Origin of the sequence: Streptomyces sp. NPDC007971, from assembly GCF_042958635.1 — a bacterium.
Lineage (GTDB): Bacteria > Actinomycetota > Actinomycetes > Streptomycetales > Streptomycetaceae > Streptomyces.
Genome location: NZ_JBIBJK010000001.1, coordinates 88610 through 102422, shown reverse-complemented (window position 1 = coordinate 102422; position 13813 = coordinate 88610). Strand labels below are relative to the sequence as shown.

The following is a 13813-nucleotide window of genomic DNA, read 5'->3' as shown; positions in this document are numbered from 1 at the left end:
GTCCCGCGGGGCCCGGCCGAACGGGCCGACGGCATTCGGCCGTCCGGGTCGGTCACCCCGCGGAGTTCTTCCGGGACACTCAGTCCTGCTGCTGCACGCCCCGCTGCTCAATGCCCCGATGCACGTCGCCCTGCACGTCGCGCTGCACACCGTGCGCATACGCGCCGTACGCAGGAACGTCGTGCGCAGGAACGTCGTGCGCGTAAACGTCGTGTGCGTAGAGGCCGTGCGCGTAAAGGTCGTGCGTATTTGCGCCGTGCTCATACGCCAGGCCCTGGACGTGGCCAGGAGTCGCGGACCGGGCCACTGCTCCGGCACCGGTGGCGGCATGCGCAGCCGCCGGACCGCCGGCCACCCGGACCGTGCCGGCGACGCCGTACGCGAAGGACCCGGCCTGCTCCGCGACCGGCCCCGTCGCGCCCACGACCCCGCCGACGAAGGGCTGCACGTCCCCGCCCACGCCGTACACCAGCCCGTCCGCGCTGCCGCCGACACCCTCGACAGCCGGCCGCACGGATCCGGTCACGCCGCCGACGACCGGCCGCACGGTCCCGCTCGCCCTGTCGACGAGGGGCAGCACCGTCCCGGTCACCGCGTCGGCGACCGGCCGTACGGAACCGGTGGCTCCGACCGCGAACACGCCCGCCCGGCCGGCCACGCCCTCCGCGAAGGCACCGGCCTGCCCGGTGACCCCGTGCGCGAGCGGCGGCACGGCGCCCACGACCCCGCCCGCGAAAGGCCGGACGTCGTCGGTCACGCCGTACGCGAGCGTCCCCGCGTCCGCCACGGCATGCCCCGCGACCGGTGCGACCCCGTGCACGGCGGTCCCGGCGACCGGCGGCAGCACGGCGTCGGCGGTGTCATGGGCGACCTGCCCGACCGGCCCGGCGGCGTACGCAGGCACGTCCGCGACCAGCCCACCGTCGACGGAGTACGCATCGCCCGCGGCGCTCGCGGCGACGCCGTGGACGCCGGAAACGGTGCCCGTGGCCGTCCCGTGGACACCCGACACGGCGCCCATGACCGTCCCGTGGACACCCGACACGGCGCCCATGACCGTCCCGTGGACACCCGACACCGCCACCGAGGCGGTGCCGCGGGCGCCCGCCACGGCGGGCCCGGCGGTACGCGTCGCGCCTGCCGCCGTGCGCCCCGTGGTGTGTGTCGCACCTGCCGCCGTCCCGTCGGCCACCGGCAGCGCGCCCGCCACGGCGGCGGAGGCCACCGGCGGCACGGTCGCGGCCGTCGTCTCGCCCACGACCGGCGTGACGGTGCCCGGCACGGCCCGCACGGTGCCGACGACCCGCTGCTCGACGCCGTCGGCCGTACCGGTGACGTGCGCGGGCACGGAGCCGACGGCGGTCTCGGCGGCGCCGGTCGCCCGCGCCGCCGCGCCGCCCGCGAGGCCGGCCGCACCGGCGGTCCGGTCCTGCGCCCCGGCCACGCTCTGGTGTGCCGTCGTCCGTACGGCGCCCTCGATGCCCTCGGCGCGCAGTCGCGCGGCCGCCTGGGTGGCCTGGAACTTGCTCTGGGCAGCGGCCAGGGCCTCCTCCACCTCGGGGGCGAAGGAGGACAGAGGGCCGAAGAGGTAGTCGATCTCGTCCGGGGAGGCGGGCGTGGAGGGCCCGGCGAGGTGGGTCACGGGGTGAGCGGCCTGGGCGGCCTCGGCGGTGGTGGCGGCGGCCATGCCGGTGGCGGTGGTCCGGCTGCCCTCCGCCTGCGCCTTGGCCGCGCGGGCGGCCCGGGCGCCGTTGACGGCCTGGCCGCCCCTGATCTTCGCGGCGGCCGGGACCTTCGCGGCGGCATCACCGCGCGCGCGATCGGCCGAACGGGTGACGGTCCGCGCCTGCTGCCGCGTCCTGGCCACGGTGTCCGAGACGGACGTGGGCGTCGACGGCGCCGAGTGGGCTGCGGCAGCCGTACCCGTGAGGCCGGTGACAGTGTCGTGGACGTCGGCGAGGACACCGTCGACGGTGTCGGCGTTGGTTCCGGTGTCAGTTCCGGTGTCGATTCCGGTGCTGGTGTCCGTGGTGGCGGCACCGGTGACGGTGTCGGTGTCGGGTACGGAGACGGCCGGGGTGGACAGCTCGTCGGCGCTGGCCGCGGCCGAGCCGAGCGCCCATGCGCCGGTGACACCGGCGGCTATCACGATCGAGCGGCGGATGTTCTTGTTCATGTGTGCGTCAAATCCTTCGGAAACGGCTGGGGTTCCGTCCGGAGCGCGCCGGGGAGTCCGGCGGATCCGGCGGGGCGGGCAGTCCTGTTCCGCCCCCGCGCGACAGCTCAGTGGCGGGGAGGAGGGGTCTGCTGCCTAGCCGGGGAAGACCGGGATGTCCCTGTGCCGTTCCAGGGTTCCCGGCGCGTCGGCGCGCGCGGCGGCGCCGGACAGGAGCCGCAGGGGCGCCCGGCCGTCGAAGGTGACGGCCTGTGCGTCACCGTGCCGGGAGGCGGAGCCGTCGGCCGTCTGCTTGCCACCCTCCGTGTCGCCGCCGGGCGCCGGCTGAGCGGGCGCGTCGACGGGTACGGCGGTGCGCTGAGCGCGGATGTGCACCGCCGACTGCGCGGAGACGCGCGTGAAGCCCGGCCCGTACGCGAGGGCATGCGGCCGCGCGGGCACGGCGGTACGGGCCTTCGTACCGGACCCCGTACCGGTGTCGCTGTGACCGGACTTGCCCGGCGCCGGCGCCGGTGCCGAACCGCCGTGCCGGTGGGTCCCGGGTTCCGGGCCGACCGGTACGGGCACCGGATCCGCGGGCAGCTCGGACACCCCGGGAAGCTTCGGCAGAGGCACGGAGGGAGCGGCGGGCAGCGCCGGCGCCTCGGCCCGGGGCTCCTCAAGGGCGCGGGGGGCCGCCGTCCGCGCGACGTGAACGACGTCCCGTACGGGTGTGACGACCCGTTCCGTGACCACGCCTGCCGCGCCTGCCGTGCCCACCGTGTCCCGTACCGCGTCTCGCGTTCCGTCCCGTACGGCATCCGCTACGGCATCCCCTACAGCTTCCGGTGCCGCGTTGCGTGCCGCACTTGGTGCCGCGCCCTGCTGTCCGGTGATCGAGCGCACCGCATGCACCGCGTGCACCGCGTGCACCGCGTGCACCGCGTGCACCGCGTGCACCGCGTGCACCGTGCGCACCGCGTGCACCGTGCGCACCGCGTGCACCGCGTGCACCGTGCGCATCGCGTGCACCGCGTGCATCGTGTGCATCGTGTGTGCCGGGGCCACCGGCGTCCCCTCGGCCGCGTGGGCCTGTTGCCCGCCGAGGAGCCCGAGCAGCGACAACCCGCCGACCAGCAGAATCAGTTGCAGCGTGCGCCGCCCGGACACCGTACGCAGCGCGCGTACAGCGGTACCGAACAGGGCTGCTGACAGGGTCAAGAGGCTGAGCTTTCTCAGGTCGGCGGAAGGCGAGCGCACGTCCCGTGTGAGTTTGCGGGGCTTGCAGGGCTTGCTCGGCGTCGATCCTCGCACGGGCGGACCGAGGTAGCGCAAGCCCCCTGTTACCGATGGGTACTCATGCCCCTTTTGCAGCCCGCCGTCACACGGTGTCCGGTATCGGCAAGGGCCGCTTCTCGATCGCCGCCGCCATCACCTCCGGGAACAGATCGGGCGTGCAGGCGAAGGCCGGTGCGCCGAGCGCCGCGAGCGCCGCCGCGTGCTCCCGGTCGTATGCGGGCGCTCCCTCGTCCGACAGCGCGAGGAGGGCCACGAACTGCACCCCGGACGCCTTCATCGCCGCGACCCGTTTGAGCATCTCGTCGCGTATACCGCCCTCGTAGAGGTCACTGATCAGTACGACCACCGTCTCGGCGGGGCGGGTGATGTGCGACTGGCAGTGGGCGAGCGCCCGGTTGATGTCCGTGCCGCCGCCTAGCTGAGTGCCGAAGAGGACGTCCACCGGGTCGTCGAGCTGGTCCGTGAGGTCCACGACCGCCGTGTCGAAGACGACCAGCCGGGTGCTGATCGACCGCATGGAGGCGAGCACCGCCCCGAACACCGACGCGTAGACCACGGACGCCGCCATCGAGCCCGACTGGTCGATGCAGAGCACGACCTCCTTCTTCACGGACTGCGCGGCTCGCCCGTACCCGATGAGCCGTTCCGGCACCACCGCGCGGTACTCGGGCAGGTAGTGCTTGAGGTTGGCCGCGATGGTGCGGTTCCAGTCGATGTCGTGATGGCGCGGCCGGTTGATGCGCGCGCTGCGGTCCAGGGCGCCGGTGAGGGTGGCCCGGGTGCGCGTGGCGAGCCGTCTCTCCAGGTCCTCGACCACCTTGCGGACGACCGCTCGTGCCGTCTCCTTCGTCGTCTCCGGCATCGCCTTGTTGAGCGAGAGCAGCGTGCCGACCAGGTGGACGTCGGCCTCGACCGCCTCCAGCATCTCCGGCTCCAGCAGCAGGGCGGCCAGTCCCAGCCGTTCGATGGCGTCGCGCTGCATGACCTGGACGACGGAGGAGGGGAAGTAGGTGCGGATGTCGCCCAGCCAGCGGGCCACTGATGGCGCCGAGGCACCGAGCCCTGCCGAACGCTCCCGTCCTGCCTGCGGTTTGTCCCCCTTGCCGTACAGCGCGGCGAGCGTGCCGTCCATCGCCGCGTCGCGGCCGGACAGGGCGCATCCGGTGCCGTCGGCCTGGTCGCCGCCGAGCACCAGCCGCCAGCGCCGCAGCCGCTCCCGGGCGGGGTCGCCGCCGTCGGTCCCGATGTCGTCGGTCCTCGGCCAGGTCGTCATGTGCCCACCCCCGCGTAGCTGTCGGCTTCGGTCGTCTCCTGCGGCTGCCGCGCGTCCAGGCCGAGCAGCAGCCGCAGCACCGGGAGTACGGCGTCGGCGCGCCCGGTGTCCGGTTCCGCGGCGAAGCCGGGTGCGCTGCTGCCCTGAACGGCCGCGCCGGCCGTGTCCTCCGGCCCACGCCGCACCAGTTCGCCGAGGGTTCTGCGCACTCCGGGCTCGTACGCCGAGAACGTGCGCCGCAGCAGCGGCAGCACGTCCGTGAACGCCTCCGCGGGCACCCCGGTCAGCCAGGCGTCGACGAGGCCGAGCAGCCGCTCGTCGTGGACCAGCAGCGTGCCGCCCCCGCCGCCCACGAAACCCTCGATCCACGCGGCCGCGTCGGCGGGCGGTGTCCCCGGCGAGAGCACCAGCCCCATCAGCCGGGCCGCCTCCTCGGGGCCCAGTTCGCCGTCGTCCAGCAGCAACCGCACGGACCGTCCCCGGACGACACCGGGCGCGGTGTCCCGCAGGGCCAGGGCCCGCAGCACGGACCGCCAGCGGGGGCGCAGGTCCCCGTGCCCGGCGGGCGCGGCGCCGGACAGGGTCTCCGACAGCAGCCCCACCGACGTGTGCACGGCGTCCACATGGCCCCGCATCTCCTCCGCCGCGTCCGCGTCCAGGGCGGCGCAGGCCGGCGGGAGGCCGACGAAGACCCGCTCGGCGAGGCCCGCCGCGACGCCGGCCAGGGCGCCCGTGTCGGTGCCGCGCACATCGCCGTACCGCAGGGAGCGGACCAGGGCGGGCAGGGCCTGGGCGAGGTGGCCGACGTCCGTATCCAGCGCCGCCCGGTCGGCGAGCATCCGCATCACCACGGGCAGCGCGTCCGGCAGCCCGGCCAGCAGACAGTGCTCGGCGAGCGCGGTGACGTCGGCCAGGGCCCCCGCGGCCGTCGCGTCCGCCTCGGCCCTGGCCGTCGCGGCCGCGAGCACGGTCGTCCCCCACACTCCCGCCTCGGCGACCCGCACCGACAGCTCCGGCTCCCAGCGCAGCCGCCAGGTCTCCCGGAAGGTGCCCGTACTCCCCCGTGACCGGACCGGCTCGCCCCAGCCGACGCCGAGCAGCCGCAGCCGGTGCAGCAGCCTGCTGCGGCCGGCGTCGGTGTCCTTGCGCAGGTCCAGTTCCAGCTCGCGCTCGCGGGCCTCCGGCTTGAGCCGCAGCCGGCGCTGCTCCCGGGCCAGGTCGCGCTGCAACGGCACCGCCGGTGCCGTCTCCGGCACCTCCCCCAGCACGTCCCCGACCACCAGCCGGTCGTGGACCAGGGCCAGGGGTACGTCCGAGCCGTCGCACATCACCGCCCGTACGGCGTCCGTCATCTCGCTCAGGCCGGGCAGCGGGCGCCCGCGCATCGCCGCGAGGGTCCCTGCGAGCCGTACCGCCTCGATGACGTGCGCGGAGGAGACGACCCGGTCCTCCTCCCGCAGCAGTCCCGCCACCTTGGTCAGCCACCGCTCCACCGGCCGGTCCGGCGCCCGGAACAGATGCCCGTACCAGCCTGGCGAGTCGATCCCGGCGCCGTACCCGCTCGACCGGGCCAGCCGTCGGTGCGTCCACGGCACCCAGGTCAGGTCGGCCTTGAGCCTGGGCAGCCCTTTCAGCAGTGCCCGGTCGGCCGTGACGGCGGCCTTCTCCCGCAGCGCGGGCACATGCCAGGCCCCGCACACCACCGCCACCGCGTCGCCGAACTCGCGCCGGGCCGCCCGCACCTGGAGCCGCATGTGCGCCTCCCGCACCAGGTCCCGGGGCCGCCCGCCGACGCCGTACCGCTCCCGCAGCGCCGTCATGGCCTCCTCCAGAGCGGCGAACGGCGCGAAGGGGTCGCGGCGGCCGGGACCGCGGTGCTCGACGACGTCCTCCCACCACCGTTCGGGATCGTCGTACCCGGCGGCCCCGGCGAGCGCGGCGAGAGGGTCGACCCGGACGTGGTCCTCGGCGCCCCCGACGCCGTCACCCCCTTCGACCCTCCTGCCCTCCCCGGGTCCATCCGTGTCTTTGAGGCTTCCGGGGCTCTCCGCATCCTTGAGGCCCCGGGGGCTCTCGGCGTCCCCGTTGCCCCTGGCGATCTCCGTGTCCTCGTCGGCCGCGGAGCCTTCCGCGTCCTCGTTGCTCTCGGGTCCCTCCGCGTCCTCGGCGTTCGTCGTCCTCCCGGCGTTCCGGGTGTCCGCGAGGCCCTCTGCGCTCTCGGCGGGCTCCGCCTCCCGCGCCGCGGGTGCGGCGGCGGGTCCGGATGCGGAGGCGGACTCCTCCTCCCCCTGCCAGGCCAGGGTGTGCGTGGCCGGCAGGTCGATGAAGCGGGCCGGGACGCCCTGTTCCAGGGCCCAGCGGATGGCCACCCACTCGGGGCTGAACTCGGCCAGTGGCCAGAACGCCGAGCGGCCGGGTTCGTCCACGGCATGGGCGAGCAAGGCGACGGGCGGCCGCAGGTCCGGGTCGGCGGCCAGCGGGATCAACGCGTCGGCCTCGGGCGGTCCTTCGATCAGCACGACGGCGGGCCGGGCGGCCTCCAGGGCGGCCCGCACCGCGCGCGCGGACCCGGGCCCGTGGTGCCGGACGCCGAGCAGCAGGGGTCCGCAGGCGTTGCGCCGTCCCCAGGAGGAGTCGTCCGCGCCGGTGGAGTCGCCGCTCATACGCCCACCTCCCGGCAGGCCCGGTAGAAGTCCTTCCAGCCGTCGCGCTCACGGACGACCGTCTCCAGGTACTCCTGCCAGATCACGCGGTCGGCAGCCGGGTCGCGGACGACGGCGCCGAGGATGCCGGCCGCGACGTCGCCCGGGCGCAGCACCCCGTCACCGAAGTGGGCTGCCAGCGCCAGGCCGCTGGTGACGACGGAGATGGCCTCCGCGGTGGACAGCGTGCCGCTGGGCGACTTCAGCTTCGTCCGGCCGTCGGCGGTCATGCCGTCGCGCAGCTCACGGAACACGGTCACGACCCGGCGGATCTCCTCGATGCCGTCGGGCGCGGCCGGCAGTTCGAGGGAGCGGCCTATCTGCTCGACGCGGCGCGTGACGATGTCGACCTCTGCATCCGCGCTCTCCGGAAGCGGCAGCACCACGGTGTTGAAGCGGCGGCGCAGCGCGCTGGAGAGGTCGTTGACGCCGCGGTCGCGGTCGTTGGCGGTGGCGATGAGGTTGAAGCCACGGACCGCCTGCACCTCCTGGCCCAGCTCCGGGATCGGCAGGATCTTCTCGGACAGGATCGTGATCAGTGTGTCCTGCACATCGGCCGGGATGCGGGTCAGCTCCTCCACACGGGCCGTCATGCCGTCGGCCATGGCCCGCATCACGGGGCTGGGCACCAGAGCGTCGCGGCTGGGTCCGTGCGCGAGCAGCTGCGCGTAGTTCCAGCCGTAGCGGATCGCCTCCTCCGGCGTACCCGCCGTGCCCTGCACCAGCAGCGTCGAGTCGCCGCTGACGGCGGCCGCCAGGTGCTCCGACACCCAGGTCTTGGCCGTGCCGGGCACGCCGAGCAGGAGCAGCGCGCGGTCGGTGGCGAGGGTGGTGACGGCGACCTCGACGATGCGGCGCGGGCCCACGTACTTCGGGGTGATCACCGTGCCGTCCGGCAGGGTGCCGCCGAGCAGATACGTCGCCACGGCCCACGGCGACAGCTTCCAGCGGGCCGGACGCGGGCGGTCGTCCTGGGCGGCCAGCGCGGCGAGTTCGGCGGCGAAGGCGTGCTCGGCGTGCGGTCGCAGCGCCTGCGCCTCCTGGCCCCCGTTCGCTTCGACGGATGTCGTATCCACGGACACAGTCATGGCTGAGGTCCCCTCCAGCTCGGCCGGTTCGGATCTGGCATCCACCGTGCACCACGCCACTGACAATCGCTCGGACCTGCACAAATGCACTCGCCAGACCGATTGTCAGTGGCGGGACCTACCGTCGGTGGCATGACTGAGCAGGGGGTGCGCTGGACCGCGGAGCAGGTGCTGGCACTGGCGCCTGACGCCGCGTCACGCAAGGCGGGAAGCAAGCTGGGTGCGGCCGGGCCGTGGTCCGGGGCGGGCAGCGGGGAGGGGGCGTTGTGGGGACTGTGCAAGGGCAGCGGCAGCAGGCCGTACCAGACGGTGGTGGACCTCGCGGGCGCCGCCGGACCCGGGTACAAGTGCAGTTGCCCGAGCCGGAAGTTCCCGTGCAAGCACGCGCTCGGACTGCTGCTGCTGTGGGCGGACGGGGGCGGCGGCGCGGTGCCGGCGGTGGCGGAGCCGCCGGACTGGGCCGAGCAGTGGCTCGCGGGCCGGCGCCGGCGCGCGGAGACCGGACGGACGGAGAGCGGCGGGGGTTCCGCGTCCGGGTCCGCCGATCCGGAGGCGGCGCGGCGCCGGGCGGAGCGCCGGGCCGAGCGGGTCACGGCGGGTGCGACGGAGCTGGAGCAGCGTCTGGCCGACCTGCTGCGCGGCGGCCTGGCCCCGGCGGAGCAGGCGGGGTACGAGCTGTGGGACGAGACGGCGGCGCGCATGGTCGACGCGCAGGCTCCTGGACTGGCGTCCCGCGTCAGGGAGTTGGGGGCGATCCCAGCCTCCGGGCCGGGCTGGCCGGCTCGCCTGCTGGAGGAGTGCGCCCTGGTGCACCTCCTGGACCAGGGCTGGCTGCGTCGCGACCGGCTGCCGGGAGCGCTCGCGGCCACGATCCGCTCCCGACTCGGCCTGCCCGCCTCGGCGGACGGCCCGCCGGTGCGCGACCGCTGGCTCGTCCTCGCCCAGTACGACTCGGTGGACCCGAAACTCACGACGCGTCGGGCATGGCTCCACGGCGCCGAGTCGGGCCACACCCGGCTCCTCCTCTCCTATGGAGCGGCGGGCCGGGCTCCGGAGCTGTCGCTGCCGGTCGGCCTGGTGCTGGAGGCCGACCTGTCCCTGTTCCCGGGCGCCGGGCAGATACGGGCGGCCCTGGGTGAGCAGTACGCCCCGCCCGCACCGGCGGCGCTCCGCCCGCCGGGCGTGAGCACGGCCGAGGCGATGGCCCGCTACGGCGAGGCGTTGCGCGAGGACCCCTGGCTGGACTCCGTTCCGGTCACGCTGGCCGGGGTCGTTCCGACGCCGGACGCAGAGCCGGGCGGGTGGCAACTGGCCGATGCCGAGGAGGACTCGGCGCTGCCGCTCACCCCGGCGGCCCGCTCCCGCCCGGGCCTGTGGCGGCTGGTCGCCCTCTCCGGCGGCGCCCCCGTCACGGTCTTCGGCGAGTGCGGCCACCGCGGGTTCACCCCGCTGACGGCGTGGCCCCAGGGGCCGGGTGAGCCGGTGACGCTGTGCTGACCGGTCAGCTGACCGGTCCGACGACTCAAGGACACCAGCTGCCCGGTCCGACGACTCAAGGACGCGAGCTGCCCGGTCCGACGACGCAGGGACACCAAGGGAAGGGAACGTGATGGACGCAATCTCGACCGCACCCGACGCCCGGACGACCGACAACACCGCAGGCGGATCCGGGCCGGCGGCCCCCGAGGGCTCCGGCGGCTCCCCGTTCCCGTCCTCCTGGGAGGACCTCGTGACCACCGCGCTCCTCGGCACCGACCGCCGCCCACCGGCGCCCGGCGTCTCGGGCCGGGAGGCTCCGGTACTGCTGCTGGATGCCGCGGCGATGGCGACCGTACGGCGGCGGGCGGGGCTGCGGCCCGCCCGGGCGGCGCGGCGGCCCGAGCGTGCCCCCGAGGACCCGCGTCCGGCGCTGCCCCCTGCCGCGGCCCGCAGGCTCACGATGCTGCTGGCCGACCGTTCCGGCGGCGCGGGCGGAGGCCGGCGGGGCAGCTCACCGGATCTCATGGAGCTGCTCCCGCAATGGCTCGCGACGGCCAACGCCCACGGGTACGCGGCGCCCCCGCAGGCACTGCCCGCCCTGCTGGACGCCGCCCGGGGCCGTACGGACCTGCGGCCGGCGGCGCTGGCGTTCGCGGGGCCGCGGGCGCTGTGGCTGGCCCGGCTGAACGGGGACTGGCGGTTCGCCCTGCGCTCGGCGCCCGGCGGTGGCACGGCGCTGCCGGACACCGAGGACGACGAGGCCGTACAACAGTTGTGGCAGGAGGGGTTGTTCGCCGAGCGGGTCGCCCTGCTGGCCGCGCTGCGGGCCCGTACACCCGCTCCCGCACGGGAACTGCTGACGGCGACCTGGGCGACGGAGCGGGCGGAGGACCGGCTGATGTTCCTCGACTCGCTGCGTACGGGCCTGTCGCCCGAGGACGAGCCGTTCCTGGAACAGGTCCTGAGCGACCGCAGCCGCAACGTCCGGGCGACGGCGGCGGAGCTGTTGTCGGCGCTGCCGGGCTCGGCGCTCGCCGGGCGGATGGCGGCGCGGGCCACGGCCTGCGTGGCCGTCGACCGCACGGAGGCTGCTCCGGCGATCGTCGTGGAGGCACCGCACGAGTGCGATCCGGGCATGGAGCGCGACGGCGTGGCGGCCAAACCGCCCACGGGCCGAGGGGAACGGTCGTGGTGGCTGGGCCAGTTGGTGGAGGCGGCGCCCCTCGGAGCCTGGCCCGCGAGGCTCGACGGGCGCAGCCCGCAGCAGATCGTGGCGCTGCCGGTGGCCGACGGCTGGCAGGGTGAGCTGCACGCCGCCTGGTGCCGGGCAGCGGTGCGGCAGGGGGACTCCGAGTGGTCGAGAGCACTGCTCGGGGCGCCGTCGGCGCCGGAGGCCGGCGGCCCGGGGGCGGTCTCCCTGGCGGAGCGCGCGAAGCTGCTGGCCGCACTGGAGGACGGCGAACGGGCCGCATGGGTGGCGGGTTTCATCGCGACGCACGGCCTGTCGGAGGCGTTCCAGCTGCTCGGAGTGTGCGCGGTGCCCTGGGCCGCACCGCTCGGCCGGGCAGTGGTGGACGCCCTCAACATCGCCCGGGACGCGGGCAGTTACCCCTGGAGCTTCAGCGGGGTGATGGGACTGGCCGAGCGCTGCCTGGATCCGGCGGAGGCCGCGCGCCTGGACGGCCTGCTGGCGATACCGGACGAACGGGAGGACGCGTCACCGGGGGCCGGCGGGTACTGGGCGGAGGCGTTCCAGCGCCTGATGAGCACGCTGCGGTTGCGGGCAGCGATGGCGGACGAGTTGGCACCGGCCGACGGGAACAGCCCGTCCGGTGAGAACTCTTCGTCCGGCGCTTGAGGACGGGGTCGTCCAGGCCGGGAGCAGTGCCCCAGGAGCGGTGACCCGGGAGCAGTGCTTCAGTGGGGTGGTCCGGGCGCAGCGCTTCCGGAGCGGTGGCCCGGGCGCAGCGGCCGGGAGCGCCCCCATGGCCACCACGACAGCTCAGCGCACCGCCGACTCGACAGCCGAGGCATCGGCCCGACCACCGAGGGCCTCAGCCCGACCACCGACAGCCTCGGCTCGCCCCGGAAGGAACCGGCCAGGCCCCGGATGGGCCCGGCTCAGCCTCAGGAAGCAGCCGGCTGGTGCGCGTTCTCCCGTACCCACTCCACGATCGCCCCGGTCGTCGCGCCCGGCGTGAAGATCTCCGCGACGCCCTTCTCCTTCAGCGGCGCAATGTCCTCCTCGGGGATGATGCCGCCGCCGAAGACCAGGATGTCCTCGGCCTCGCGCTCCTTGAGGAGGTCGATGACGGCCGCGAAGAGGGTGTTGTGGGCGCCCGAGAGGATGGACAGACCGATCGCGTCGGCGTCCTCCTGGATGGCGGTGTCGACGATCTGCTCCGGCGTCTGGTGGAGCCCGGTGTAGATGACCTCCATGCCGGCGTCGCGCAGCGCCCGCGCGATGACCTTGGCCCCGCGGTCGTGACCGTCGAGCCCCGGCTTGGCCACCACCACACGGATCGGACCGGCTGCCACACCCATCACTGCCTCCATCAAGCGACCACGGAAGCGACCGCTTCCGCCCGTACCGACAAGTACCGCACATCCGGCGCGTTCCGTCACCCGTCGGCAAGTGAACGAACGTTATCTCCAGCATCCCGCAACCGGCGGTTTTACGGTGCGGAGCGAGGGGGAAATCACACGGTGGGACATGAGGGCACACGGGGGATCGAGCCGTCCCCCTGCGTGCCGACAGGAGGTCGGCCCATGAAGGTCACCGGGGTACTGCCACTCTTCCTCCCGTTCTACCGGCGCCTGTGGCCCGGCAGACTGGCCGACCTCTCCCTGGCCCTCCTCAAGGCGACCGCACTGGAAGCCGCGATCCTCGCCGGTCACCTGGTGCTCTATCCGACCGGTCTCACCCAGGAGCGCCGGATTCCCGCACTTCCGGCGCAGGAGGGGGCCACCCGGCTGCCCGGCAGGACCGCCCCGCCGGTCGTCCTGCTGCACGGGTTCATCGACAACCGCTCGGTCTTCGTCCTGCTGCGCCGCAATCTCGCACAGAACGGCAGGCAGCGCATCACTTCGCTCAACTACTCCCCACTGACCTGCGACATACGCAAGGCGGCGGAGCTGCTGGGCCGGCACATCGAGGAGATCTGCGAGCGCACCGGCAGCAGCCGGGTCGACATCGTGGGGCACAGCCTGGGCGGACTGATCGCGCGCTACTACGCGCAGTGCCTCGGCGGCGATCTGCGGGTGCGCACCCTCGTCACGCTCGGCACCCCGCACTCCGGCACCCGGGCGGTGCCGCTGGCCAGCGCACATCCGATCGTGCGGCAGATGCGGCCGGACTCGGAGCTGATCGAGGAGCTGACCCGGCCCGCGCCCGGCTGCCGTACGCGGTTCGTCAGCTTCTGGAGCGACCTCGACTCCGTGATGGTTCCGCTGGAGACGGCCTGCATCGACCACCCCGACCTGGACGCGCACAACGTCCGTGTCACCGGGATCGGACATCTCGCGCTGCCGGTGCACCCGGCCGTTGCGGCGGGGATACGCGAGGCCCTCGACATCGCGCGTTCCGAGAGCCGGCGCGCCGACGGCCTGACGGTGGCCTGAGGGCGATGCCCCGAAAGGCGGGCCTGAGGAGCGGGGACCTGAGCGCGGTGGGCTGAGCACGGGGAGGAGGGCACTGCCGGGGGCCGCCCGAGGGCGCCCGCACACGCGGGACACAGCCGGGGTACAGCCGGCGCACCGCCACCGGACATCGAACATCACTCGAACACAAGGCCAAACTCGCGTCCGCCGTCCCCCG

At 74.7% G+C, this 13813-nt stretch carries 9 protein-coding genes; 3 read left to right on the top strand and 6 right to left on the bottom strand.

Annotated features, from left to right (window positions below; genetic code table 11):
- Positions 1–79: 79 nt before the first annotated feature.
- The 5 genes from ACFZCP_RS00420 to ACFZCP_RS00400 form a co-directional block, all read right to left on the bottom strand.
- The gene (locus ACFZCP_RS00420; RefSeq protein ID WP_391422733.1) at positions 80–2176 is read right to left on the bottom strand and encodes a hypothetical protein; all 2097 of its coding nucleotides are present in this window, start codon (positions 2174–2176) and stop codon (positions 80–82) included.
- A gap of 135 nt (positions 2177–2311) precedes the next feature.
- Positions 2312–3376 (bottom strand): hypothetical protein, encoded by a 1065-nt coding sequence (locus ACFZCP_RS00415; protein WP_391422731.1) that lies wholly within the window; start codon positions 3374–3376, stop codon positions 2312–2314.
- A 160-nt stretch (positions 3377–3536) separates the two neighbouring features.
- A complete protein-coding gene (locus ACFZCP_RS00410; RefSeq protein WP_391422729.1) occupies positions 3537–4727 on the bottom strand; it encodes a VWA domain-containing protein in 1191 nt (396 codons plus the stop codon).
- Positions 4724–7390, bottom strand: a complete 2667-nt coding sequence (locus ACFZCP_RS00405; protein WP_391422727.1) for a DUF5682 family protein — start codon at positions 7388–7390, stop codon at positions 4724–4726. The genes ACFZCP_RS00410 and ACFZCP_RS00405 overlap by 4 nt, the downstream gene beginning before the upstream one ends.
- Positions 7387–8517, bottom strand: coding sequence for an AAA family ATPase (locus tag ACFZCP_RS00400; protein WP_391422725.1), 1131 nt, complete (start codon positions 8515–8517; stop codon positions 7387–7389). Before ACFZCP_RS00400 ends, ACFZCP_RS00405 begins: the two co-directional genes overlap by 4 nt.
- A gap of 132 nt (positions 8518–8649) precedes the next feature.
- Here ACFZCP_RS00400 and ACFZCP_RS00395 point away from each other — a divergent pair, with 132 nt between their 5' ends.
- Entirely contained in the window at positions 8650–10014 is a 1365-nt protein-coding gene (locus tag ACFZCP_RS00395) for an SWIM zinc finger family protein (protein ID WP_391422723.1), read from the top strand.
- 112 nt (positions 10015–10126) lie between these two features.
- Positions 10127–11854, top strand: coding sequence for a DUF5691 domain-containing protein (locus tag ACFZCP_RS00390; protein ID WP_391422721.1), 1728 nt, complete (start codon positions 10127–10129; stop codon positions 11852–11854).
- Between the two features lie 269 nt (positions 11855–12123).
- Here the strand turns inward: ACFZCP_RS00390 and ACFZCP_RS00385 are convergent, their stop codons facing one another.
- Positions 12124–12540, bottom strand: coding sequence for a cobalamin B12-binding domain-containing protein (locus ACFZCP_RS00385; protein ID WP_362693990.1), 417 nt, complete (start codon positions 12538–12540; stop codon positions 12124–12126).
- Positions 12541–12765: 225 nt separating this feature from the next.
- Here ACFZCP_RS00385 and ACFZCP_RS00380 point away from each other — a divergent pair, with 225 nt between their 5' ends.
- Positions 12766–13617 (top strand): alpha/beta fold hydrolase, encoded by an 852-nt coding sequence (locus ACFZCP_RS00380; protein WP_362693993.1) that lies wholly within the window; start codon positions 12766–12768, stop codon positions 13615–13617.
- Positions 13618–13813 lie beyond the last annotated feature (196 nt).